General features: G+C 56.2%; 19 protein-coding genes and 1 pseudogene. 2 read left to right on the top strand and 18 right to left on the bottom strand.

From position 1 onward, the window contains the following. Positions 1 to 2: 2 nt before the first annotated feature. From AC1MEA_RS25185 to ccoN (AC1MEA_RS25140), 10 genes are all read right to left on the bottom strand, one after another. Positions 3 to 542, bottom strand: a complete 540-nt coding sequence (locus AC1MEA_RS25185) for a FixH family protein (protein WP_219060520.1) — start codon at positions 540 to 542, stop codon at positions 3 to 5. 12 nt (positions 543 to 554) lie between these two features. After that, positions 555 to 1,970 carry a cytochrome c oxidase accessory protein CcoG gene (gene ccoG / locus AC1MEA_RS25180; RefSeq protein ID WP_219060521.1) on the bottom strand — a complete coding sequence of 472 codons (1,416 nt, stop codon included), beginning with the start codon at positions 1,968 to 1,970 and terminating at the stop codon, positions 555 to 557. A gap of 347 nt (positions 1,971 to 2,317) precedes the next feature. Beyond that, positions 2,318 to 3,295 (bottom strand): cytochrome-c oxidase, cbb3-type subunit III, encoded by a 978-nt coding sequence (gene ccoP / locus AC1MEA_RS25175; RefSeq protein WP_219060522.1) that lies wholly within the window; start codon positions 3,293 to 3,295, stop codon positions 2,318 to 2,320. Beyond that, a complete protein-coding gene (locus AC1MEA_RS25170) occupies positions 3,292 to 3,483 on the bottom strand; it encodes a cbb3-type cytochrome oxidase subunit 3 (protein WP_219060523.1) in 192 nt (63 codons plus the stop codon). Before AC1MEA_RS25170 ends, ccoP (AC1MEA_RS25175) begins: the two co-directional genes overlap by 4 nt. A 5-nt stretch (positions 3,484 to 3,488) precedes the next feature. Then, a complete protein-coding gene (gene ccoO / locus AC1MEA_RS25165; protein WP_480417706.1) occupies positions 3,489 to 4,097 on the bottom strand; it encodes a cytochrome-c oxidase, cbb3-type subunit II in 609 nt (202 codons plus the stop codon). Next, positions 4,097 to 5,539, bottom strand: a complete 1,443-nt coding sequence (gene ccoN, locus AC1MEA_RS25160; protein ID WP_480417705.1) for a cytochrome-c oxidase, cbb3-type subunit I — start codon at positions 5,537 to 5,539, stop codon at positions 4,097 to 4,099. The genes ccoO (AC1MEA_RS25165) and ccoN (AC1MEA_RS25160) overlap by 1 nt, the downstream gene beginning before the upstream one ends. A 507-nt stretch (positions 5,540 to 6,046) precedes the next feature. Then, positions 6,047 to 6,997 (bottom strand): cytochrome-c oxidase, cbb3-type subunit III, encoded by a 951-nt coding sequence (ccoP, locus tag AC1MEA_RS25155; RefSeq protein WP_219060526.1) that lies wholly within the window; start codon positions 6,995 to 6,997, stop codon positions 6,047 to 6,049. Beyond that, a complete protein-coding gene (locus AC1MEA_RS25150) occupies positions 6,994 to 7,197 on the bottom strand; it encodes a cbb3-type cytochrome oxidase subunit 3 (protein ID WP_219060527.1) in 204 nt (67 codons plus the stop codon). The genes ccoP (AC1MEA_RS25155) and AC1MEA_RS25150 overlap by 4 nt, the downstream gene beginning before the upstream one ends. Positions 7,198 to 7,200: 3 nt before the next feature. Next, on the bottom strand, positions 7,201 to 7,809 hold the full coding sequence (gene ccoO / locus AC1MEA_RS25145; protein ID WP_219060528.1) for a cytochrome-c oxidase, cbb3-type subunit II: 609 nt from the start codon (positions 7,807 to 7,809) through the stop codon (positions 7,201 to 7,203). A gap of 10 nt (positions 7,810 to 7,819) precedes the next feature. Next, positions 7,820 to 9,244 (bottom strand): cytochrome-c oxidase, cbb3-type subunit I, encoded by a 1,425-nt coding sequence (gene ccoN / locus AC1MEA_RS25140; RefSeq protein ID WP_449633186.1) that lies wholly within the window; start codon positions 9,242 to 9,244, stop codon positions 7,820 to 7,822. Positions 9,245 to 9,333: 89 nt separating this feature from the next. Here ccoN (AC1MEA_RS25140) and AC1MEA_RS25135 point away from each other — a divergent pair, with 89 nt between their 5' ends. Then, positions 9,334 to 10,023 (top strand): alpha/beta family hydrolase, encoded by a 690-nt coding sequence (locus tag AC1MEA_RS25135; RefSeq protein WP_480417704.1) that lies wholly within the window; start codon positions 9,334 to 9,336, stop codon positions 10,021 to 10,023. A 60-nt stretch (positions 10,024 to 10,083) separates the two neighbouring features. Here the strand turns inward: AC1MEA_RS25135 and AC1MEA_RS25130 are convergent, their stop codons facing one another. From AC1MEA_RS25130 to AC1MEA_RS25120, 3 genes are all read right to left on the bottom strand, one after another. Further along, positions 10,084 to 13,104, bottom strand: a complete 3,021-nt coding sequence (locus AC1MEA_RS25130; RefSeq protein WP_480417703.1) for a hypothetical protein — start codon at positions 13,102 to 13,104, stop codon at positions 10,084 to 10,086. A 67-nt stretch (positions 13,105 to 13,171) separates the two neighbouring features. Next, on the bottom strand, positions 13,172 to 15,031 hold the full coding sequence (locus tag AC1MEA_RS25125; RefSeq protein ID WP_480417702.1) for an addiction module component: 1,860 nt from the start codon (positions 15,029 to 15,031) through the stop codon (positions 13,172 to 13,174). Positions 15,032 to 15,291: 260 nt separating this feature from the next. Then, a complete protein-coding gene (locus AC1MEA_RS25120; protein WP_480417701.1) occupies positions 15,292 to 15,447 on the bottom strand; it encodes a hypothetical protein in 156 nt (51 codons plus the stop codon). Positions 15,448 to 16,213: 766 nt separating this feature from the next. On the opposite strand from AC1MEA_RS25120, the pseudogene AC1MEA_RS25115 reads away from it, so the two are divergent. Further along, a pseudogene (locus AC1MEA_RS25115) lies at positions 16,214 to 18,107 on the top strand (autotransporter outer membrane beta-barrel domain-containing protein). 87 nt (positions 18,108 to 18,194) lie between these two features. Here the strand turns inward: AC1MEA_RS25115 and AC1MEA_RS25110 are convergent. The 5 genes from AC1MEA_RS25110 to acnA form a co-directional block, all read right to left on the bottom strand. After that, positions 18,195 to 18,845: a hypothetical protein gene (locus AC1MEA_RS25110; RefSeq protein ID WP_480417700.1), complete on the bottom strand. Its 651-nt coding sequence runs from the start codon at positions 18,843 to 18,845 to the stop codon at positions 18,195 to 18,197. A 559-nt stretch (positions 18,846 to 19,404) separates the two neighbouring features. After that, the gene (locus AC1MEA_RS25105) at positions 19,405 to 19,560 is read right to left on the bottom strand and encodes a hypothetical protein (RefSeq protein ID WP_219060537.1); all 156 of its coding nucleotides are present in this window, start codon (positions 19,558 to 19,560) and stop codon (positions 19,405 to 19,407) included. 306 nt (positions 19,561 to 19,866) lie between these two features. After that, complete coding sequence (locus tag AC1MEA_RS25100) at positions 19,867 to 21,432, bottom strand: methyl-accepting chemotaxis protein (RefSeq protein WP_219060538.1); 1,566 nt, start codon at positions 21,430 to 21,432, stop codon at positions 19,867 to 19,869. Positions 21,433 to 21,555: 123 nt separating this feature from the next. After that, on the bottom strand, positions 21,556 to 22,347 hold the full coding sequence (locus AC1MEA_RS25095; RefSeq protein WP_480417699.1) for a CPBP family glutamic-type intramembrane protease: 792 nt from the start codon (positions 22,345 to 22,347) through the stop codon (positions 21,556 to 21,558). Positions 22,348 to 22,602: 255 nt separating this feature from the next. Continuing rightward, positions 22,603 to 25,344, bottom strand: coding sequence for an aconitate hydratase AcnA (gene acnA, locus AC1MEA_RS25090; protein WP_480417698.1), 2,742 nt, complete (start codon positions 25,342 to 25,344; stop codon positions 22,603 to 22,605). Between the last annotated feature and the right edge of the window lie 114 nt (positions 25,345 to 25,458).

Raw genomic sequence — 25,458 nt, 5'->3', positions numbered from 1 at the left:
GATCAGTTTTTCAGGTCTTCCGCGCCCTGGAGTGGCTCGTCGCCCAGTTGCAGCTCTTTGCCGTTGAGGACTTGCTCTTCTTCGAACAGGCGCCAGGTTTGGCCGTTCTGCTCGCCGAGGAGTTCGACAAAGCGCCGACCTTCGACCTTGTCACTCAACTGGCCGATGTAGCGGCCAGGCTCGGACGCGCTGCGGGCCAGGGTGATCTTGCGATCCTTTTCCGGTTGCGTCGGCGAGATCAGGTTGAGCTCCACGGTTTCCGGCTGGCTGTTACCCGTCAAGCGCACGTCGGTTTCGCCGGTCAGCTCATCCAGATGCACCGAGGCGCGCAGGTTGAGGCTCTTGGCTAACAGTTCACGGTCCAGCGAGCGGTTGATGCCTTTGCCTGCCTCGTAATAATTGTCGTTGACCAGGTTGTCCGGGTTCTTGATGGCGATCGTCACCATCGACAAGGTCAGCGTCACCGAGCAGGCGAGGATGCCGATGATGATCCATGGCCAAAGGTGCTTGTACCAAGGGCTAGAGGCGTTTGCTGCGGACATGACTAACTTCTCTTAGCGAATTTGTGGGCCGATGAAACGGCTCTTGGCTTGAACGTGGGTGCCACTGTTATCGGCATCCTTGAGGGTGAAAGTCACCTCGTTGGTACTCGACGGCAGTTGCTCTGGTGCGCTCGACAATTCAACCGGCACGCTGATGATCTCACCCGCCTGCACCTTGAACTCGCGACGACCTTGCAGTTTCAGGTCAGGCAAGCCAGAGGCATCGAGAATGTAGGTGTGATCGACCTGATCCTTGTTCATGACCTTGAGGCTATAAACGTTTTCGATCCGGCCTTCGGCGTTCTCGCGATACAACACACGGTCCTTGCTGACGTCGAAACCAACCAGCGGACGCATGAAAAAGGCGGTCGCCAGCAAACTCATCATTACCAGCAGCACCAAGGCATAACCAATCAGGCGCGGGCGCAGTTTGTGCGTCGTCTGCCCGGACAGGTTGTGTTCAGTGGTGTAGCTGATCAGCCCGCGTGGGTAGTTCATCTTGTCCATGATGGTGTCGCAGGCATCGATACAGGCTGCACAGCCAATGCATTCGATTTGCAGGCCGTCGCGGATGTCGATACCGGTCGGGCAGACTTGTACGCACATCGTACAGTCGATGCAATCCCCCAGACCCTGCGCTTTGTAATCGATGTCCTTTTTCCGGGTGCCGCGTTTTTCGCCGCGACGTGGGTCGTAGGACACGATCAGGGTATCTTTGTCGAACATCACGCTTTGGAAACGCGCATACGGGCACATGTAAATGCACACTTGTTCGCGCAGCCAGCCTGCGTTGCCATACGTGGCGAGGGTGAAGAAGCCGACCCAGAAATAGGCCCAGCCATCAGCCTGTCCAGTGAAAAAATCAATGGTCAGGTCACGGATCGGGGCGAAGTAGCCGACGAAGGTCAGGCCCGTGACGAAGCCAATGATCAGCCACAAGCTGTGCTTGCTTAACTTGCGCAGGAACTTGTTGCCGGACATCGGCGCTTTGTCGAGCTTGATGCGCTGGTTGCGATCACCTTCGGTGACTTTCTCGCACCACATGAAAATCCAGGTCCAGACACTTTGCGGGCAGGTATACCCACACCACACGCGCCCGGCGAATACGGTAATGAAGAACAGGCCAAAGGCGCTGACGATCAAAATGCCGGAGAGCAGGATGAAATCCTGCGGCCAGAAGGTGGCGCCGAAAATGTAGAACTTACGCTCTGGCAGGTTCCACCAGACAGCCTGATGCCCAGCCCAGTTCAGCCAGACCGTACCGAAGTACAACAGGAACAGCCCGGCACCGCCCATCATCCGCAAATTGCGAAACAGACCGGTGAATGCTCGGGTATAGATTTTTTCACGGGAAGCGTAGAGATCGACACCACCGCTGTCTTTTTTAGGCGGCGGAGTGACATTGTGTACCGGAATCTGGTTGCTCATTAGTGCGTCCCACGGCAGTGGAAAAAGCCTCAGCCAGTGCGTGCCGACTGCGGTCAAAAGAGTGTTGCCAAGGCGCCAATGATACGCCTCTCGCTCTGGCCTAGGGGTGCGACCTTTGGTCGCGTTGGGTGAAAGCGAATGTTGGTGTAATGACCTGAATCAATTGACTTATGAATTATGGTCGATTTTTGACGGGTAGAGCGTAATGGGGGTGGCAAAAATACTGCGCTTTCGCCAATGAGTTCGCGAAGAGGCCCGTATGGATAAATCATCATTCAGCAGAAACCAAAACGGCCCCGCCAGTTTTCACTGGCGGGGCCGTTTTGTGTTGCGGTCACGCGTTCGCTTTACTCAGCGGCGGCAGCCTTGTCTCCATGGGAGAGGCTGTAGACGTAAGCAGCCAGCAGGTGAACCTTGTCATTGCCTTGCAGCAACGCCTGAGCAGGCATCTGGCCCTGACGGCCGTAACGGATGGTCTGCTGCAGTTGTGCGAAGCTCGAACCGTAGATGAACGCGCCTGGGTGAGTCAGGTTAGGTGCGCCCATTGCTGCGGTGCCTTTACCTTCTGCACCGTGGCATGCCACGCAGTTGGTAGCGAAGAGCTTCTGACCGGCAACCGGGTCGGCATTAGCGTCTTCAGGCAGCTTGCGGCCATCCAGTTGAGTGGTTACGAATGCCGCGACGTCACGTACGCCTTGGTCGCCAATCACAGTACCCCATGCTGGCATGACCGCATGACGGCCTCCCATGATGGTGGTCTTGATGGTTTCCGGCTCGCCGCCCCAACGCCAGTCGGCGTCGGTCAGGTTAGGGAAGCCATAAGCGCCCTTGGCGTCGGAACCGTGGCAAACCGAGCAGTTGGAGGCGAACAGACGGCCACCCATCTTCAGGGCTTGCGGGTCTTTGGCGACGTCTTCAATCGGCATGGACGCGAATTTGGCGAAGATCGGACCGAATCGAGCATCCGATTTAGCCATTTCCTTTTCCCATTCGTGAACGCCAGTCCAACCGGATTGGCCATTGGCGAATTCGGTTTTCTTGTCGTTGTCCAGGTAGGAATAGCCTGGCAGCAGGCCTTTCCAGTTACCCAGACCCGGGTACAGCACCAGATAGCCCAGCGCGAAGATGATGGTGCCCACGAACAGCATGAACCACCATTTTGGCAGTGGGTTGTCGTATTCCTCGATACCGTCGAAGGAATGGCCCACTGTCTCTTCCGTTGCTTCGCTGCGCTGGCCCTTGCGGGTGGACAGCAGCAGCCAGGTCAGGGCGAAGATGGTACCCAAACTGAGGACTGTGACGTACAGACTCCAGAAAGTAGTCATTCTTTGTTACTCCTAGAAGCTTGCTCTTGCTCAACGTGTTTGATGGCTTCGGGGTCATCCGCGAAGGGCAGCAAAGTTGCTTCGTCGAACTCTGCCTTGCGTCGTCCGCTGAATACCCACAATGCCAGGCCGATAAAAGCCACCATCACTACGACGGTGCCCAGGCCGCGAATCATCCCCATATCCATCAATATCACCGTTTGCTTTTGATGATGGTGCCCAGACCTTGCAGGTAGGCGACCAACGCATCCATTTCAGTTTTGCCTTTCACAGCAGCACTCGCACCGGCGATGTCTTCGTCGGTGTAAGGGACGCCGAGCGTACGCAAGACTTCCATTTTTTTCGGGGTGGCCTTGCCGTCGAGCTTGTTTTCTACCAGGAACGGGTAGGCAGGCATTTTCGACTCGGGCACTACGTTGCGCGGGTTGTACAAATGCGCGCGCTGCCAGTCATCGGAGTAACGACCGCCGACGCGGGCCAGGTCCGGACCGGTACGCTTGGAGCCCCACAGGAACGGGTGGTCCCAGACGCTTTCACCAGCGACCGAGTAGTGGCCGTAGCGTTCGGTTTCAGCACGGAACGGACGAATCATCTGCGAGTGGCAGCCGACACAACCGTTGGCGATGAAAATATCGCGGCCTTCGAGTTCCAGTGCCGGGCGAGGCTTCATGCCTTCGACCGGTTTGTTGGTCACGTCCTGAAAAAACAGGGGGACGATCTGGGTCAGGCCGCCGATGCTGACGGCGATAACCATGAAGAAGGCCAGCAGGCCGATATTCTTCTCGACTACTTCGTGTCTCATCAGTGAGCTCCAACTACAGCGATCTGAGCGGCGGCTTCAGCTTCAGCCGGGTTCGAGGCGCGTACGGTGCGGAACACGTTGTAAGCCATGAACAGCATGCCGCTGGCGAAGAATGCACCACCCAGTGCGCGGACGATGAAGCCCGGATGGCTGGCTTGCAGTGCTTCGACGAAGGAGTAAGTGAGGGTGCCGTCGTCGTTGATCGCACGCCACATCAAACCCTGGGTGATGCCGTTGACCCACATCGAAGCGATGTAAAGAACGGTACCGATGGTAGCCAGCCAGAAGTGGGTGTTGATCAAGCCAACACTGTGCATCTGAGGACGACCGAAGATTTTCGGGATCATGTGGTACAGCGAACCGATCGAGATCATCGCTACCCAGCCGAGAGCGCCGGCGTGTACGTGGCCGATGGTCCAGTCAGTGTAGTGAGACAGCGAGTTGACGGTCTTGATGGCCATCATCGGGCCTTCGAAGGTCGACATGCCGTAGAACGCCAGCGATACGACCAGGAACCGCAGAATCGGGTCGGTACGCAGTTTGTGCCATGCACCTGACAGCGTCATCATGCCGTTGATCATGCCGCCCCAGCTTGGCGCCAGCAGAATCATCGACATCGCCATGCCCAGCGACTGAGCCCAGTCTGGCAGAGCGGTGTAGTGCAAGTGGTGCGGGCCTGCCCAGATGTACAGGGTGATCAGTGCCCAGAAGTGCACGATCGACAGGCGATAGGAGTAGATCGGACGCTCGGCCTGCTTCGGAACGAAGTAGTACATCATCCCCAGGAAGCCGGTGGTCAGGAAGAAACCTACCGCGTTGTGGCCGTACCACCACTGGATCATCGCGTCAGTCGCACCGGAGTAGGCCGAGTAGGACTTGAAGAGGGTCACGGGCAGCGAGGCGTGGTTGACGATATGCAGCATCGCCGTCACGAGGATGAAGGCGCCATAGAACCAGAGGCCCACATAAATGTGCTTGGTTTTGCGCTTCATGATGGTGCCAAAGAACACCACAGCGTAGGTTATCCAAACGATGGCAAGCAAAATGGCGAGAGGCCATTCCAGTTCGGCGTATTCCTTACTCGTGGTGTAGCCCAGCGGCAACGTAACGCCTGCACCAACGATTACTGCTTGCCATCCCCAGAAGTGGAAGGCAGCCATGCTGTCGGAGATCAGTCGCGTTTGGCAGGTTCGCTGCACGACATAGTAAGAGGTGGCAAACAGCGCACAACCGCCGAAGGCGAAAATCACCAGGTTTGTGTGCAATGGGCGTAAGCGTCCAAAAGTCGTCCACTCGAGGCCGAGGTTTAACTCGGGCCAAACAAGCTGTGAGGCGATAAAGACACCAAGCCCCATGCCAAGGATCCCCCAGACCACCGTCATGATGGCGAACTGGCGGACTACCTTATAGTTATAAGCAGTCGGACTGATTGCTGTGCTCATTCTAAGGTTCCACGGTTTGGGTGTTTTTTAGGGATAAAAAAGCGGCCGCAGTATGGAGAAAGCGAGTTGCCATTGCAATGCGATCAACGCCTTGCAACTGCTTCCTGAAGCTGACTCTGCGGTCATTTCAGCATGGTCAGGGAGCCGTTAGGCGCAGTGACGAAATGCCGCAGTGGACGAAAAAAAGTGAGGGTTCCAGGCTGGCGGAATGCTGCGGGCAAAGGACGAAACAAAACGCAAAACCAACAACCCACGGACCATAGCCGCTGTAGATGAGCCTTTTTGCGCAAGTTATCGAGCACCATCGCCGAAAACATTCGTATCACTTGACCTGTGGCCCACTGTTGGCAGTCCACTATGCGGGCAAGCTTAGTCCTGAATGTCGGGAGTGGGAAGGTGTACTAACGACGGGTGCGACACTTGGTCGCGGAGGGGAAGGGGGTTGCCGCTCCTGTAACAGGAGCGGCATTCACGCACAGCCCAGAGATTGTCCGGGTTGCTGAATCGTTATTGTGCCTTGGCTACGGGCGCCTCTTGCTGAGCATTACCTTGAGACAGGCTATACACATAGGCGGCTAACAACTGCACCTTGTCGTTGCCCAACTGCTCGTTCTGCGCAGGCATCTGACCTTGACGGCCATAACGGATAGTCTGCTGCAACTGGGTCAGACTGCTGCCGTAGATGAAGCCGGCCGGTTGCGTCAGGTTCGGCGCCCCCATTGCTTGCGTGCCTTGACCTGTTGCGCCGTGGCAGGCTACGCAATTGGTGTTGAACACTTGCTGTCCGGCTTCGACATTGGCGGTTTCATCCGCTGGCAATGGCAGTCCTGCGAGGGAGTGGCGTACATACGCTGCGACGTTTTTCACCCCTTCCTCACCGAGAATCGGACCCCAGGCTGGCATGCCGGCTATACGGCCACCCATGATGGTGGTCTTGATAGTGTCGGCGCTACCGCCCCATCGCCAAATGGTATCTGTCAGGTTGGGAAAGCCATAGGCACCCCGGGCATCCGAACCGTGGCAGACGGCGCAGTTGGAGGCGAACAGGCGTCCGCCCATCTTCAGCGCTTGTGGATCTTTGGCGACTGCTTCCACGGGCATGGCAGCAAATTTGGCGAAGATCGGCCCAAACTTGGTGTCAGCCTTGTCCATTTCTTTTTGCCATTCATTGACACTGGTCCAGCCATTCGCATAGCCGGGCAGCACGCCTTTCCAGTTGCCCAGACCCGGGTAGAGGATCAGGTAGCCGACCGCAAACACCAGGGTTGCGGCAAACAACATGAACCACCATTGGGGCAGTGGGTTGTCGTACTCCTCAATGCCGTCGAAGCTGTGACCCATGGTCTGATCGGTACTGCCTTTGGTTTCGCCCTTACGGGTGCCGATCAGCAGCCACGTAAGGCCGATCAGGCTGCCGATGGTCAGTACACAGATGTAGGTACTCCAAAATGTGGTCATCGCTGGGTACTCCGCTCAACAGGGTGCTCTACAACAGATTGTTCTTCAGCGTGAGATGGCAGCGGTTCGTCCGCGAAAGGCGCCATGCGCGCTTCAGCGAACCCCGGATTGCGTTTACTGTTGAAGACCCAAAAGGCCAACCCGATAAATGCGATTGCCACCACCAACGTGCCAAGACCGCGTAAGTCTCCGATATCCATGGCTTACCTCTTGCTCTTGATCGAGGTGCCGAGTACCTGCAAGTAGGCAATCAGTGCATCCATCTGGGTTTTGCCCTTGAGCGTTGCAACGGCTCCGGCAATGTCGTCGTCGGTGTAAGGCACGCCGAGGCTACGCATGGTTTTGAGCTTGGCTTCGGTATGGCTGCTGTCGACAGGTTCGTTCACCATCCATGGATAGCCAGGCATCTTCGACTCAGGCACTACGTTGCGCGGGTTGTACAAATGCGCGCGCTGCCAGTCATCGGAGTAACGACCGCCGACACGGGCCAGATCAGGCCCGGTGCGCTTGGAACCCCACAGGAACGGGTGGTCCCAGACGCTTTCGCCGGCGACCGAGTAGTGCCCGTAGCGTTCTGTTTCAGCACGGAACGGACGGATCATCTGCGAGTGACAACCCACGCAGCCGTTGGCGATGTAGACATCGCGACCTTCCAGTTGCAGCGCGGTGTAGGGCTTCATGCCTTCAACCGGCTTGTTGGTCACGTCCTGAAAGAACAGCGGCACGATTTGTGTCAGGCCACCGATGCTCACAGCCAAGACCATCAACAGCATCAGCAGGCCGACGTTTTTCTCGATTGTTTCGTGTTTCATGGCGAACTCCTCAGGCCATCTGCGCTGCGGCGGCAGCTTCGGCAGGCACGGAGGCCCGTACGGTGCGCCAGGTGTTGTAGGCCATCAGCAACATGCCGCTGAAGAAGATCGCGCCGCCCACCAGCCGCACGATAAAGCCGGGATGGCTGGCCACCAGGGTTTCGACGAACGAGTAAGTCAGCGTGCCGTCTTCGTTGACTGCGCGCCACATAAGGCCTTGAGCGATACCGTTGACCCACATCGAGGCGATGTACAGCACGGTGCCGATAGTTGCCAGCCAGAAGTGGGCGTTGATCAAGCCGACGCTGTGCATCTTTGGCCGGCCGAAGATTTTCGGAATCATGTGGTACAGCGCACCGATGGAAATCATCGCTACCCAACCCAAAGCGCCCGCGTGGACGTGACCGATGGTCCAGTCGGTGTAGTGGGAGAGGGCGTTGACGGTCTTGATCGCCATCATCGGACCTTCAAAGGTCGACATGCCGTAGAACGCCAGTGACACGACCAGGAACCGCAGGATCGGGTCGTCGCGCAATTTATGCCAGGCGCCCGAGAGCGTCATCATGCCGTTGATCATGCCGCCCCAGCTTGGCGCCAGCAGAATCAGTGACATAACCATACCCAGTGACTGAGCCCAGTCCGGCAGCGCGGTGTAGTGCAGGTGGTGCGGGCCAGCCCAGATGTACAGGGTGATCAGCGCCCAAAAGTGCACGATCGACAGGCGATAGGAATACACCGGCCGTTCAGCTTGCTTAGGAACGAAGTAGTACATCATCCCCAAAAAGCCTGCGGTCAGGAAAAAGCCTACGGCGTTGTGTCCGTACCACCACTGCACCATCGCATCAGTCGCCCCGCCATACACGGAGTAGGACTTGGTCAGGCTGATGGGGATCTCCATGTTGTTGACGAGATGCAGAATCGCCACAGTGATGATAAAGGCCCCAAAAAACCAGTTACCGACATAGATGTGCTTGGTGGTGCGCTTCTTCAACGTGCCGAAGAAGACGATGGCGTAGCTGACCCAGACGATGGTGATCAGAATGTCGATCGGCCATTCCAGTTCGGCGTATTCCTTGGAGCTGGTATAACCCAGCGGCAAGGTAATGGCGGCCAACAGAATCACCAACTGCCAACCCCAGAACGTAAACGCCGCCAGTCGGGGCGCGAACAGTTGGGTCTGGCAGGTACGTTGCACCGCGTAGTAAGAGCTGGCAAACAGCGCACAGCCGCCGAACGCGAAAATCACCGCATTGGTGTGCAGTGGGCGCAAACGACCAAACGTGGTCCAGGGTAAGTTGAAGTTAAGTTCAGGCCATACCAATTGCGCGGCGATAAAAACGCCGAGCCCCATTCCGACGATGCCCCACACCACCGTCATAATGGCAAATTGGCGGACCACCTTATAGTTGTAGGCGGTACTGTTAGTTGTGTTCATTTAGGTGTGTTCCCATCTTCTTTGGTCCGGATCAGAGGTCCGAGTCATAGCACCGAGTTATAGGCAGACTAATCAAAAGCGAGGTAAGCATGAGAGAAGGGCTAAGTGCCGGTATTGACGGGGATCAATGCGAACTACTGGCGCGAACTAATGGCTGGTTATGGAGTCCCGCTCCTCAGAGGGTTTTTGACACGTCGCCGACCCTGATCCTGGCCCATGGCGCAGGCGCACCCATGGACAGCGAATTCATGACCGACATGGCCGCACGCCTTGCCGTGCGGGGCGTCAACGTCATGCGCTTCGAATTTCCCTACATGGCCCAACGACGTCTCGATGGTCGCAAACGCCCGCCCAATCCGCAGGCGCAGCTGCTCGACTGTTGGCGCCAGGTCTATGCCCAGGTGCGACCTCACGTCGCGGGTCGCCTGGCTATCGGGGGGAAGTCCATGGGCGGGCGGATGGCCAGTCTGGTGGCCGACGAGCTGGGCGCAGATGCGCTGGTGTGTCTGGGTTACCCGTTCTATGCCGTGGGCAAACCGGAAAAACCTCGGGTGGCGCATTTGGCGGCGATAAAAACGCAGACATTGATCGCGCAAGGAGAAAGGGATGCGCTGGGGAATCGGGACGCGGTAGAGGGATATGAATTGTCCAACGCTATCGACATGTATTGGGTGCCGACAGGCAATCACGATCTTAAACCCTTGAAGTCGTTGGGTGTGAGTGGCGATGCGGTGTTGGATCAAGTGGCCGATAAGCTGGTAGATTTTTTGATGAAGTAGTCCGTTAAAGTGTTAGGCCTGCGGCATGGCAGGCTTAACACTTGGAACTTGGCCGTTCAATCAGCCCTTCATGCCGAACGCGTGAGCCGCTTCCCCGCCAAAACCGACGTCTTTAAGTACTATCTTTCGGCCATCCCGGGGAAAGATCGCCCAGCGTTTACCTAAACCGGCAGCGTCCGCAGCCCAAGCGCGGCTATCTCGGCCTGCTTCGTAGCTTAGCCCCGGATCACCGCCATAATTGGCACGTAATGTATTCCAGTCGGCCAACGAAGGCATGCGCGCACCCGCGCCGTTTACCGGTTTCATAGCTTCGGTGTAGGTGTGGAAGATGAAGAACACAAACGTCAGGACATTCGAGGTTTTCACGTTATAGCTGACGCGTTGACCCGCGCTGTCAGTGACGATGATAGCGGCAGCGCCATTGCCGACCGAGATGACTCGTCCCGTCGCGTCGACCTCCGCAATCGTTGGTGCGCTGGACTGGTAATGGTAAGGCGCGACCCCACCCGAAGCCACTCGCTGGGCGAACGCTCCGGCAGGTGGAAACTTCGGCGTGGCCGCCGTTCGCAAGTGCCGAGCGCTCAGCACCAGTTCAGAGGTGTCGATGATCAACGGAGGCTTGGTAGCGGCCACGACTTTGAACGCAGTCGCCGGCGAAACCAGCGGCAAAGCATTGTTACGAGTCGCCTCGTAAGTGACCTGAACTGCGCCATCGGCACTGCCGATCACAACGGATTTTGGCACGACGAATTCAATCTTGGCCGCGGTGCCGGCCTCTTTCGCAGGGGTTGCGTGGTTTTGAGGACCGGCCCATTTAACGACGATGCTGTCTTTTCCATCGATGCCGGTGTAACGGGGGACTGTTACCAGCACGCCGTAACCAGGTACGTTTTCCAGGTGCATGATGTTATTAACGTCTACACCTGCGACAGCCGGCTTGGGAAGGTGCGAGAGGGCTGTGTCGATCAGCAAATCAAGGACGTTTGACTGTTCGATCGTGCCGTCGACGCGGGTGACTACATAATAAATCTGCACCTTATTGCCGAGGTCATTGGCAACTATCGTTCCCGGAAAAATCACCAACAACTCTTGCCCTGCTTGACTGGCGGAGATGCTTTTATCTTTAGCGTAACTTCCGCCTGGCGATTGCCATGACACGGTCACGAAATCGCCTTCCTTCAGATTCGCGCTGGCGTCAATGGCCACTGTCGCGCCTTTGAACGTATCGACAGGGTCAAGGGTGCCATCTTCTTTGGCTTCCTTAACTGTTGGATCGGGCAGATGAGTGATGACCGCGGTGCTGATTGTGAGTGGCAGAGTTTCCGAGGCAAGCGTGCGATTGCCACGTACCACCTCATACCGCACAGCAACGCTGCCGTTGAGGTTAGCGTCCACGTAGTGCTTCTTGACCCGGAAAATGACGTCCTTGCCCGACGTGCCGCTGTTGAGTGTTGTGCTGGCGCTGTAACTGGCGTCCGGCGCGCTGCCATCCCAATACAGCGTGACATTATCCAGCGGCGCCATACCTGTGTAGGGCCGAATACGGACCACGGCCTCAAGCACGATGTCCGTTGGATCAAGCACGCCATCGGCACTTGCGCCATCGACAGAAGGGGACGGTAACAACGCGCCCCCACCAGCGCTGACCTGCACCTGCAGCGAAGGCGACTTGAAAAACGCCCGGGCGAACGTAGTCACTGTGTAATAAAGCTCAAGCGTACCGCCCGCCAGCGCGCTGACTTTATCGTCAGGGATCAAAAACGCTACTGTCTCGCCCACATCATCGCTATTGAGGTTTTTCACCTCTTCATGAATCACATTGGCACCGCCAGCCGTCTTGCCCATCCACACCAGAGTGACGTCATTGCCATCGGCCATGAAGTAATACGCTGGCACTTGGGCGATGACATTGTGCGCCGTCGGGTCGAGCACACCGTTATTCTCCTCCGCGGCAGGCAACTTCGGTGGCGCCAGCACCTGAGCCTCACCCACGATGGTCAGCGGCAGGCTCTTGGAGCGCTGCTCCTCGCCGGACACTTTCCTGACCTTGTACTTGAGCCGCGCCCGGCCTTGGGCAATCGGCTCGAATTGTTCATTGGGAATCAGGAACTGCACAAACCCGATGGACGTGCCCACCGGTTTCATCTCGACATAAGGGTCCAGCCCCAACCCTTCCGCCGTGTTGCGCTCGACGGTGAAAGTGATTTCGTCCGTGGCATTGATCCCCGGATAAGACAGCACCAGCGCCTGCACATCGGCCCCGGCGAGGGTTGCAAGGTTCAGCTCCATATTGGCCGCTTGTGGCGCAACCGGGGCGGGGAGAGTGGCGTTGCCGACTTCGACTTCGACATGCGTCGGGAGTGACCAGCGCGACCAGTTGTTTACGACGTCTCGAACTTCGTACATCACCACCAGTGTGTCGGAGTCGCCCGCGCCAATAATGGTTTCTCGGGGGATCGACACGCTGATGAGTTGACCCGCCGCTGGAAGCTCATCCAGCGAGTGCCTTACGGGTGTCCCGTGCCAGAAAACGGTGATCGCATCGTGGATCTCCATGTTTTGATAGGCTGCAATGTTGACCGTCACCTGATCGAGGTCTCCGTTACCGATAGTGCCCTCGGGCGTTATCGTGCACAGGCTCAGGTTCTCATTGGTGTAAGGCGTGTCAGGCGTGTTATCAATGCCGCCGGGGACCGTCAGTTTTACGGTTATTGGCAGGCGTTCGGATTCATTGCGCGTGCCGCCCACCAGTCTTTTTACCGTATACCAAGTGTCTACCCTATAGTGTGGATTACTGTCCGCAGGGGGCACGATGTACCGTTGATCCACCGGTAGCGTGACAAAAGAGCCCGTCCCTTCGGCAGTATCGCCAGGTTTAACCGTGTAATTGGCAATCGATCCTTCCTGATCGCCCCAAAACAACTCGATGTAGTCACTGTCCATCATGCCAATATAAGGACCGATTCGGATCAGCACAGGGACCGAAGGATCTAGCGTGTCGAGGTGACCGATACCGCTGGGATCGTTAGTGCTGTGCAGCTTTGGTTTTGCCAGCAATGTTGCTTGTTTTAAAGAAGCCATATTGTTACTCACTGGGTAAGTGTTAGTCACAATAAAAGTGGGCCGCTGTTCGGCGGCCCACGCGAGATCAAGGCTTTGCACAGCCTTCGCCAGGGGTGACCATATCAATAAAGACTTTTGCAATACCGGAAGTGGCAGGGCCGGTAATACTGCTGACTTTAAACATGGCTTCGGCGCGACCGAAACAAATAAGACGCAGGTTCGCATCCGGCACGGTGAACTCGTAATCTTCGCGAGTTTGTTGTTCGGTCAGTGGCTCGGTGGTAAAGGTGTACGTTGCTTCTGGTACTTGCGGGCCTTCGAACAAACCTTTCCATCCCAGGAATGTAAAGTTTAATACGTCGCCCGTTTTAATATTCTCGTAAGGCTTGACCAATAAAGTGGCGCCATCGGGGTTGAGGATCGCCCCAATACCGCCGTTTTCAGTCACTCGCTGGAACTCCGGTGGCTGCAGACCGTTTTCGCCGCCTGGCAACTCGCCCTTGCGTCTCACAATCACGCTTTGAGACGCCGAATAGGTTGTGTTGGGATTACCCGTATGCGTCACGGTGTAATTGACCCGAATGTCCGTGCCGGTGCCTTCGTTAGAGATCAACGCGTTAGGAACCGTCAACGACAGGTCTGCTGCCGCCGTGACATCGGAAAGCTTGATCCGGTATAGCACCGGCACCGGCTGCTGCCCCCAGAACAGGCTGATTTGATCGTCTTCAATAAACCCGCTTTTCCAGGCGATGATGGCAGTGGCCGGTTGCAGATAGTCGTTTTCGTCGATCACGTTGTCGGTATCGTCGGGGTTGGCGCTCGCCCCACGGATGATCGGTTTTTCAGGACTCACAGGACCTGGAAGATCCAGCACGACATTGACGGTCTTCACTGCGGAAGTGCCAAACAACAGGGTGTTGCGACGCACTTCGTAGTACACGTCTACGTCGCCATCAGGTGTTAATGCGACGGTGGCGTAGTTCACCAGCAGGGTGAAAATAGGGTCTTCGTTTTCGTCTCCTGCCTCAACAGACTGCATCGGCAGGCTATTGGCACCCCAATATAGCGTAACCTCATCACCCGGTTGCACACCGTCGTACGCAGGAATGTCTACGCTCACAGACTGCTTCGCGTCGGCATCGCTGATAACACCGTCATCGGCTTGAGCGATAATCGGCGCGGGCAGATCGACTGCGGATTCATGCAGTGCAAGTTGGAACGCCACCGGTTCTGAATCCACTGAAATGTTACCGGCACGATCAGTGATGACGTAGTACACGTCCTCTTTGATGTCGCCCAACGCTTCCAGAAAGGCGCGGGTAAACCCGATCATGATCCGCTCAGGCTGCGTGCCACCGCCGGGTACTTCGGCCTGTTGCACGGTATGCTCCGGACCTTTCTGGCCTGCCCAGTAAGTCTGGATGACATCACCCAGTTTGATGTCGAAGTAGGCAGGCACCTCACCGACCAACACATCCGCCATCGCGGTCAATTCGTCCGAGGTCAGGCCATCGTTAACGGCCCTAGGGAAAATCAGCGGCGACAGCAGCGACCCGCCTGGCGCTTGTCGGTCGAACACGATCGGAATCGCTGCTGACATATTGGGCGTACCGCCAATAAAACGCTGAGAGTGGTACGCCACTGTGTGGTTACCATCCTGCGCACTGGTCAAAGTATCAACTGGAATATCCAGGGACAGTTCAGTGCCAGGGACCGGGTTAGCGCGAAGTTGCTCACGCCCACCGATGAGTGAGTTGTCCAACAGCAATTGGTAGTAGTCACCCTCGACAGCATCGTCCCATACAGGGAATGTTACAGGGACTGGTGCGGTCAATAGTGCAACGGGTAAAAGGCCGTCGACCAATGCAGTGGGCAGTACCGGTGGAACTAATGCACGCGGTGCGCGATGTGAATGACGGCGAATCAAAGCATTTGAAGTACACATGGTTACTCTCCTGAGTGAGTGCGCGGTGTTCTGCTGAAGAGCAGTTTTCCGCGTTTTTTGGGCAATAAAAGCCCGACAACTTTTAGGGTTAAAGTTGCGTGGTTAACAATGTATAGGGCCCGTTATCACACGGGATAATGGCGGTTAGATAAAGGCTATAAAGTCTTTATCTGTCATCGAACTAATAGAGGTTTCCGTGAGCTGTCAACAATGGGTGGTAAATAAATAGTTTTTTCTGATCTGCCGAACAGCAAATTCGTTCAGCACCCAGGCGCAGGCGTACGCATATCGACATAAGTGCCCGCCTTTAATGAACTCGCCTGCCCATGGGTATTGATCACCTCATAACGCGCTTCCGCTCGGCCCCGCTGGTATGTCTGTTTAACAATAGCGTTTTTGTGTTCTTGGTTTTGCATGTCGCTTCTCCTGATGTTTGAGCCAACAGTCGCTGTCGCGTTATCGATAGCGGCTCATAAGTGTTCGTCTGAAAACATTGCGTTGGGAACAGGTCCCACAGCCATCGGGTGGTACATAGTTATGGGTGTGCTGCCTAAAATCGAACCAATAGCAATTGAGTGTGATTGTCAAGTGCTCGAATTTTATTTTTGGAACTCGTAGCAGGCGCTCACGCGGAATACCCGCTGTCTGTAAGACTCATATTTCAACTTCTTCAGATGTGTCCTACAGGAATAATATCCATAACGCTCTTCAGGGCTGAATGCGAACTCTAAAATAGGGTGAATTCATTTTTTGAGGAGTTGTATATTGAAAAGGATTGGTTCGTGCCACCCGATTTTCCGGATAGGGTTGAGCGCGGCAGGCGTTTCGTTGGGGGCTTCGTTGAGCCTGTACGCTGTCGCTGAGGACGCTACTGTTAGCGCTGCGTTAGTCCGGTTTTCCAGTGCGCCTAGTGGAAACCAAGTGTTGGCGAGAGATCCTAAAACATTGAGGCTCGTAGTTGATGGCATTATATGGAATGTGGATGGGGCGACACCGCAAGATTCATATGAGGTTATAAATGAAGGAACGTTGAACGTTGATGGCGCCGCTGTGGCTGGTGTGAAAACTACAGAATCGACAGTTAATTTAAATAACAGTGTCGTTGAAGGGGAGCTCAAAGCATATGGCAGTACGGTCAATATAAATAATTCCAGGCTTGTAAGTGAGACTGAAGCTTTAATAATGTCTAGAGGCGCGCCTGAAGTCCCTGATAGGTCAGTGGTCTCGGTTAAAAATAGTCTCCTCTCCGGAACTAGCGCTGGTGCGTCAGTCGGCGGGCATAGCATTTTGTTTCTCGATAATTCATCTGTCCTTGGTGTTGGAGTGGGGGGTGATAGCTTTGGTATTAGGTTGGGCGGTTCAACTTTGGACGCGAGGTCCGAGAGTATTATTAGTGGGGGGGGGTAATGGGCTCTACATTGGCACGGATTATGGAGTTCCTGGTTCTGGTTCTGGTGAAATCATACACATCGGGGAAAGCACGGTGTTAATTGATAACTCAACCGTTCAAGGTGTCAATGGCGCAGCTATTAGAGTTTGGGCGCCTAGACTACCTTTTACTATCGCCGACATCACTATTCAAAACCACTCAACCCTCTTGTCCGGTAACGGCAATCTGTTGGAAGTCGACGGTGGCAGCACCGCCAACTTCACCGTCGACAACAGCACCCTCACCGGCAATCTCGTTGCTGATGACACCAGCACGCTGAATGTAACCCTGCAAAACAACGCGCAACTCACCGGCGACGTGATCAACGGCAATAATCTGTCGATCAATTCCGGCGCGCAGTGGCAGATGGTGGGTGATAACGCAGTCAAAACGCTGAACCTCAACGGCGGCGGGGTGAGCTTTGGTGCGGACGGGTTTCATACGTTGTCGCTGGGGCAGTTGTCCGGTAGCGGTACATTTGCCATGAACATCGATCTGGATGCTGGTGTCGGTGACTTATTGGAGGTCAATGGGCAGGCCAATGGCGACTTCACGCTCAAAGTGAAGAACACGGGTGTTGAACCGGTGTCGCCCGACATTCAGCCCTTGCAGGTGGTCCATACCGAAGGTGGCGATGCGCAATTCAACTTGCTGGGCAATCGGGTGGATTTGGGTGTCTTTTCCTACGAACTGGAAAAGCAGGGCACCGACTGGTTCATTGTTGGTGATGGCAGAACCATCAGCCCCTCAACGCAGAGTGTGCTGGCCTTGTTCAACGCTGCACCAAATATCTGGATGAGCGAGCTGTCGACGTTGCGCAGTCGCATGGGTGAAGTGCGCACCAGCGGCGAGGGTGGCGGCTGGATTCGGGCGTATGGCAATCGTTTCAACGCCACGACCGGGGCAGGTGTCGATTATGAACAGCGGCAGAGCGGTATGTCGTTCGGTGCGGATGCGCCGATTCCGGTGAGTAACGGTCAGTTGCTGATCGGTTTGCTCGGTGGGTACAGCAAGTCTGATCTGGATTTGAGCCGTGGCACCTCGGGCAATGTCGACAGCTACTACGTCGGCGCTTACGGTACCTGGCTGTCGGAGGAGGGCTATTACGTTGATGGTGTGCTCAAGCTCAATACGTTCCGCAACGAGTCTGAAGTGGCAATGAGCGACCAGACCAAATCCAAGGGCAATTACACAAACACGGGTATCGGTGGATCGGTGGAAGTCGGCAAGCACATCAAGCTGGCCGATGACTTCTTCCTTGAGCCTTTTGCACAGATGGCGGCGGTGGTGATTCAAGGCGATCACTACACCCTGGACAACGGTCTGGAAGCGAAGAACAACCGCACTCAGTCGGTACTGGGCAAGGTGGGTACCTCGGTCGGTCGTAACATCGCGCTCAAGGATGGTGGGGTACTCCAGCCCTATGTGCGTGTTGCTGTCGCTCACGAGTTTGCGCGCAGCAACGAGGTGAAGGTTAATGACACCCGTTTCAACAATGACCTGTTTGGCTCGCGTGCCGAGTTGGGCGCCGGGGTTGCGGTATCGCTGTCGAAGAACCTGCAAGTGCATGCCGACTTCGACTACATGAAGGGTAATAATGTTGAGCAGCCGTGGGGGGCGAATGTGGGGGTGCGGTTTGCTTTTTGATGGGGTGAGCCCAAGCGCTTCGTGGTTCTGAAGCCCTGCGTGTAAAAACCCCCGATGATCGCTCACCGGGGGTTTTTCTTTACATCGTCAATGCTGCGGCGGCGGGCGTCGCTGCTGTTTACGTCTGATGGATCGCCCTCTGTTGCGTTGTTTGACGCTGGATCGGTAACAGCTATGCACGTTCAGATGGAGGATCGCGGAGGTGCCGATTCGTTGCCCGTCGCGATTGATGTCGTAACACACTTCGACTTTGCCCTGCGGGGCAACGTTATCGGTACTGTACGAGACCCATTGCATCCCAATGATCGGATCGTTGATGTGTTCTTCATCCAGCGTCTGGATGGGGTAGGTTCTGCTGCCCCACAGCAGGTGGAATTCATCCCCGGGTTTCAAATAGGAAGAGCCAGGTATCAGTACGTTGATCCCTGCTTTCATCTGCGCTTCCGAGACTGACTTGGGGTTGATCCCTTCCAGCGAGGGTGGCTCCAGGTGGGTGGAGATGAGGACGGCAAGCTCGCCCGACGAGCTATCTTCAGCCCGAAGCACGTGGGCGTATGTAAAGGCCATTTCCCCGGTTGATGAGGTCTTCGGGGCGCCGTCCGAATGCTCAGTCGGCAGGTGCGTCCCGAGAGGAAGGCCTGGTTTAGTGGGGCTGTCTCGTCGAGCCGGACGCGTACCCTGCGTCGTAGGCTTTTTAGGCTTGAAGGGAGGAGGGCCAGGCGGCTTTTGATCATCCATATTCAATGCTCCTTACAGTGCGGACATAAACGTTGATAGTGCTGCGACACAATATTTATAAGCTGCAATGGCGATTTATTCCTGGAGAATTACATTGCTTCGTGTAACGAAACTCGGGTTTGGTTAGAAGACTACACGGTTGTTGCTTGGTTTTCCGCCATTGATTTCATATTATGAACAATTGATGCCATGTGTGACTCGTTAGTATTAATTAGGTGCGTGCCGACGTAATAGGATGTTCGCCGGACTGTCAAGCGAAGTAGCCCATTCGGATAACCAGTTAGTTTGAGCGGCGTGAAGAGTGTAGGACGTAACCTACACGTGCGGATTAATTCCTACGCGTACAAAGGAAGATACTTATTTTTAGTAAAAATAAACCCCTGAGTGATAATCCGCCAGGGTTTTGTTGGTGCGTGAAAAAAGAGAGGAGGAAGGAGTGTCTTATAGTTGCAGCGTTAAGGTTACACAGTGCGAGGCGATGGATGTATTGTTTGCTCGGTCAGTGACGAAGTAGTCAATTGTTACTTCGTCATCGTTCTGCGCTTGCAGGAATGGACGATCAAACTGGATTGTTAGTGTCGCGCTGTTCTACGCCTCGCCAAACTGGGAAGCGAACGAGGATATCACTTTCAAGATCCACCGTTTTAATAAGACCATCGTTACCTGCGACAGGCACGACGGGTGCACTCAATCCATAGTTACTTTCGTTGTTCATTGTTGATCTCCTTGCAGTATGGGTAGCCAATAAATCTGCTTCTACCGTCGATAATTGATTGTTCAGGCAGCGATACCTAATGGCCTACTCTGGGGTGGTAATTAGTTATTGCTTTCGCTAACTTTGAATCAACTAATAGAGGTGGCAAGGTTCTGTCAAGCTGTTCGAGTGGGCCTGTCGTGTTGTTGTGGTCTACAAGCCGTTCAAATGCCGTATTTCAGAAACGTCCTGCATTTCCTAAACGCCACCCAATAAAAAACCCCAACAAACAAAGTCTGTCAGGGTCTTTTTACAACACATGACCTATTACCGATTAAAGCGTTCCACCAGCGAATACTGAGACCGCGCGGTGCTGGTCAGCTCTTCGCTCAGCACGGCCGAGCGGCGGGCTTCGTCGGAGGTTTTATCGGCCAGTTCGGCGATGGTGGTGATCTTGCGGCTGATTTCCTCGGCGACGGCACTTTGCTCTTCGGTGGCGGCGGCGATTTGGGTGGTCATGTCCGTGATGTTGGCCACCGCGTCGCTGATGCCCACCAGCGCCTTGTCTGCTTCCATAACCCTGGCAACGCCTTCTTCGGCCTGGCGATGCCCGGCGTCCATGGTTTGCACGGCATTATTGGCGGTTTTTTGCAGTTTGGCGATCAGGCTGTGAATCTGCCCGGTGGACTCGGTGGTGCGTTGCGCCAGTTGGCGAACTTCATCGGCGACCACCGCAAAGCCCCGGCCCATTTCCCCGGCGCGTGCCGCTTCAATGGCGGCGTTGAGCGCCAGCAGGTTGGTCTGGTCGGCGATGCCTTTGATGACATCGACCACGCTCCCGATTTCGTTGCTGTCTTTGGCCAGTTGCGTCACGGTCAGGCCGGTTTCACCGACCGCGGTGGACAGGCGCTGAATCGCTTCGCGGGTTTCACCTGCGATATCACGGCCTCGACGGGTCAGTTCGTTGGCTTGTTGGGTGGCATCGGCCGTGCGCTGCACGTGGCTGGCGACTTCCTGGGTGGTGGCGGCCATCTGGTTGACGGCGGTGGCCACTTGCTCGGTCTCGACACGCTGACGCTCAAGCCCATCGGAGCTGGCGTGAGCGAGGGTGTCGGATTGACGGGCCTGGTCGTTGAGGTCTTCGGCGGAGGCCTGCAAGCGGGTCAGGCAGGTTTTCAGGCGAGCTTGCTGGCTGAGGATCGACATTTCCAGGCGCGCTTGTGGCCCACGGCTGTCGGTGTACATTTGGGCAATCAGCGGGTCGGAGGTGGTTTGTTCGGCCAACTTCAACAATCGCTTGATACCGCGCTGCTGCCAGCTCAAACCGAGCAACCCCAAGGGAACCGACAATGCAGCGGCGAGGGCGAAGCCCCAATTGGAGTTAAGCCAGGCGCCGATCATGAAGCTTAATTGGCTGACCAGGATGAACGGTATCCAGTCCTGAAGGACGGGTAGCCATTTGTCCCGACGAGGAATAGCCGATTTTCCGTTATTGATACGTGAGTACAAGGCTTCAGCGCGACGGATCTGCTCGGCGGTCGGTTTGACCCGAACCGATTCATAGCCCACCACCTGATCTTTTTCAAATATCGGTGTTACGTAGGCGTTAACCCAGTAGTGGTCGCCGTTTTTGCTGCGGTTTTTGACGATCCCCATCCATGGCTGACCCTGCTTGAGGGTGTTCCACATGTGGGCGAAAACTGCCGAGGGCACGTCTGGGTGACGGACGATATTGTGCGGTGCTCGAACCAGTTCCTCGGCGGTGTAACCACTGATTTCAACGAAAGCGTCGTTGCAATAGGTGATTACGCCCTTGGCGTCGGTGGTGGAGATCAACCGCTGTTGAGCGGGAAACGTCCGTTCGCGCTGGGTGATGGGCTGGTTATTACGCATGAGCTTTCGAGTCCGCTGGGCTTTGGCGGGTTATCGGCCAAGGCGCTGGTAAATTGAGCAGGTTTTTGAGTGACCGACGAGTCGCAGGTTTTGACATGAACCGGCCTTTGATCGCGACGCTCATTATCGATCAAACATCGGGTAGGTAAACAGGCTGAAATGCACCAGATTCAAACCAAAGTGAGTGATGACCGCCGCCTGTAGACCGCCAAAACGGTAGGCCAGGCCATAGCCTATGCCAGCAAACCCTGACATTAGCACCCATTGCCAGCCTGCGCCCATGTGAGCCAGACCAAACACTGTCGCTGCTGCGGCGATGGCCAGCGCGCTGCCATAGGGCAGTTGTTTGAACAGACGGTGAAAGTTGCCCTGGATATAGCCGCGAAACAGCAGCTCTTCGGTCAAGGTCACCAACAACAGATTATTGGCGATCCACAGCCCGCTTTGCGCCGGCCATTTCGGTGCCCACGTGATCATGCCCAGCGAGACTGCGGCCAGCATGCAGGCCGTGCTGGTGGCAACCAGCGCGATGGCACTGACGGTGGCTGATCGGGTGAAACCTGTGCGGGTCAGCACCCACGGGCATATCCATAGAATCCAGAAGCCGATGAGCGGCTTGTCGAGGTTCAGGTACATCGAAAAGGGTGCAGCCTCGGGCGTGAACCGCACGCCGGCTATCACGCGCGCACTGTAAAAACCCGGCAACCAATGGGTGGCCAGCGCCAACGCCAGCAGAAGAAACAGCCCGTGGCCGAACGTGCGGACATAGGTGTCGCTGAACTGCGAGACGCACAGGCCCGCCATGATCAGCAGGGCGATGGACAACGAGGCGAACAGGCTCAGATAACCGTAGGCCAGCGCCATGCCGTACCCGAGGGTGAGTAACGTTAATCCTGTCCAGCGCAATGCAGGCATGGGGAAGCTCCTTGTGACCATTCAAAATCCGTTTAGGCGCGGATTCTACCGTTGAATGGTGCGCAAGCCTGTCAGACGCAGCAAGGATATTTCCGATGATCAGGGGAGGGAGATTCCAGTTTTTTCGTAAGGGGCTTCTGAAAGACGGATTACTGCGTGGTTGCGCCCCAGTGAAGGCGGGGCGCAATCATTCATGTGATGTGTTCTATAGGCAGGGTTACCGCCAGGCGTCCTCCTGCTAACAGGACTGTTCAGCTACGAAGCAATCAGCTGGCGCAGCACGTAGTGCAAAATCCCTCCGGCCTTGAAGTACTCAACCTCATTCAATGTGTCGATCCGGCACAGCACGTCGAAGGTTTCCTGGCTGCCGTCGTTACGGGTGATGTTCAGTTTCAAACTCATTCCCGGATGCAGTTCGGTCTTGGTCAGGCCGGTGATGTCGATTTTTTCGTTGCCGGTCAGTTTCAGCGTTTTGCGGCTCTGGCCGTTCTTGAACTGCAGCGGCAATACGCCCATGCCCACCAGATTGGAGCGATGAATCCGCTCGAAGCTTTCGGCAATCACGGCTTTGACCCCCAACAGGTTGGTGCCTTTGGCCGCCCAGTCACGGCTTGAGCCCGTGCCGTACTCTTGCCCGGCGATCACCACCAGCGGCGTGCCGTCGGCTTGATAACGCATGGCTGCATCGTAAATCGGCAGTTTTTCGCCGGTCGGCACATAGAGGGTATTACCCCCTTCTTCGCCCCCGAGCATTTCGTTGCGGATGCGGATGTTGGCGAACGTGCCGCGCATCATGACTTCATGGTTGCCGCGACGGGAGCCGTAGGAGTTGTAGTCCCGTGGCTCTATGCCTTTTTCGCTCAGGTAGTGGCCTGCGGGGCTGTCGGCTTTGATATTGCCTGCGGGGGAGATGTGGTCGGTGGTCACCGAGTCGCCGAGTAGCGCCAGGATGCGTGCGCCCGATACATCCTCGACCACGGGCGGAGGGCCGTCGATATCGTCAAAGAAAGGTGGGTGCTTGATGTAGGTAGAGTCATCCTGCCAGACATACGTCGCCGCCTGCGGTACTGCAATGGCTTGCCATTGCGCGTCACCGGCGAATACCTCGGCGTACTCCTTATGGAACATGGCGGTGTTGACGTTTTCTACCGCTGCGGCGATTTCCTTCTGGCTTGGCCAGATATCGCGCAAGTAAACCGGCTTGCCATCCGAGCCGTTGCCCAGCGGTTCGCTGCTGATATCGATGCGCACGGTGCCGGCCAAGGCGTAAGCCACTACCAGCGGCGGGGAGGCCAGCCAGTTGGTTTTTACCAGCGGATGCACGCGGCCTTCAAAGTTACGGTTGCCGGACAGGACCGAAGCCACGGTCAGGTCTGATTGTTGAATGGCTTTCTCAATCGGCTCGCGCAGTGGCCCGGAGTTACCGATGCAGGTGGTGCAACCATAACCGACTAGGTCAAAGCCCAGTTTATCGAGGTACTGGTTCAGGCCAGCGGCCTTATAGTAGTCAGTGACCACTTTCGAGCCGGGTGCCAACGAGGTCTTGACCCAAGGTTTGCAGGTCAGTCCCTTTTCTACCGCTTTTTTCGCCACCAGCCCGGCAGCCATCATCACGCTGGGGTTCGAGGTGTTGGTGCAGGAGGTAATCGCGGCGATCACCACGGCGCCATTTTTTAGCCGATAGGTCTGACCTTCGTGTTCGTAGTCCGCTTCGCCGATCAGGTCTGCGCTGCCCACGGCAACACCACCACCGCCCTCGCTTTCCAGGCGGCCTACTTCCTTGCCGGTGGGTTTGACTTGCAGGCCGAGGAAATCGGTGAATGCTTGCGCGACATTCGGCAGTGAAACTCGGTCCTGTGGACGCTTCGGCCCGGCGAGGCTGGCTTCGACGCTGCCCATGTCCAACGCCAGGCTGTCGGTGAATACCGGTTCCTGACCGGCCAGGCGCCACAAACCCTGGGCTTTGCTGTAGGCCTCCACCAGTTTTACGGTCTCGGTCGAACGTCCTGACAGGCGCAGGTAATCCAGGGTTACATCGTCTACAGGAAAGAAGCCGCAGGTGGCGCCGTATTCCGGGGCCATGTTGGCGATAGTGGCACGGTCAGCCAATGGCAGGTCCGCCAGGCCGTCGCCATAAAACTCGACGAATTTGCCGACCACGCCTTTCTTACGCAGCATTTGCGTGACGGTCAGCACCAGGTCAGTGGCGGTGATGCCTTCCTTGAGCTTGCCAATCAGCTTGAAGCCGATCACTTCAGGAATCAGCATCGACACCGGTTGGCCGAGCATCGCGGCCTCCGCCTCGATCCCGCCGACGCCCCAGCCGAGAATGCCGAGGCCGTTGATCATGGTGGTGTGGGAATCAGTGCCGACCAGCGTGTCGGGGAAGGCGTAGGTGTGGCCATCTTCATCCTTGGTCCAGACCGTGCGCCCGAGGTATTCCAGATTGACCTGGTGACAGATCCCGGTGCCCGGCGGCACCACGCTAAAGTTGTCGAACGCGTTTTGGCCCCAACGTAGAAAGGCATAACGCTCGCCGTTGCGCTGCATTTCGATGTCGACGTTCTGGCCGAAAGCGCTGGCATCGCCGAATTTGTCGACCATTACCGAGTGGTCAATCACCAGGTCTACCGGGGACAGCGGGTTGATGCGCTGGGGATCGCCACCGGCCTTGGCGACGGCCGCGCGCATCGCGGCCAGATCGACCACTGCAGGCACACCGGTAAAGTCTTGCATCAGCACCCGCGCCGGGCGGTATTGAATCTCGCGATCCGAGCGTCGCTCGGTGAGCCAGGCGGCCATGGCCTTGAGGTCGTCGCCGGTGACAGTCTTGTTGTCTTCCCAGCGCAGCAGGTTTTCCAGCAGCACCTTGAGTGACATCGGTAGCTTGCTCAGGTCGCCGAGGGATTTAGCGGCTTCCGGCAGGCTGAAATAGTGGTAGGTCTTAGTGTCGATTTCTAGTGTTTTGAGGCTTTTCAGGCTATCGAGGGAGGGCATGAAATAACTCCTTTACGAGTCCGCACGGTGCGGACCAGGGAATCGAGCAGAGTCTTAAACTAGCTCTGATGGGGCGTTCTGGCTAATGACATGAGTATTACTGGACCGCAGAGC

This window comes from Pseudomonas sp. ASL8, from assembly GCF_056680355.1.
Note: the sequence above shows the minus strand (reverse complement) of the source record. Positions and strands in the feature narration are given on the sequence as shown.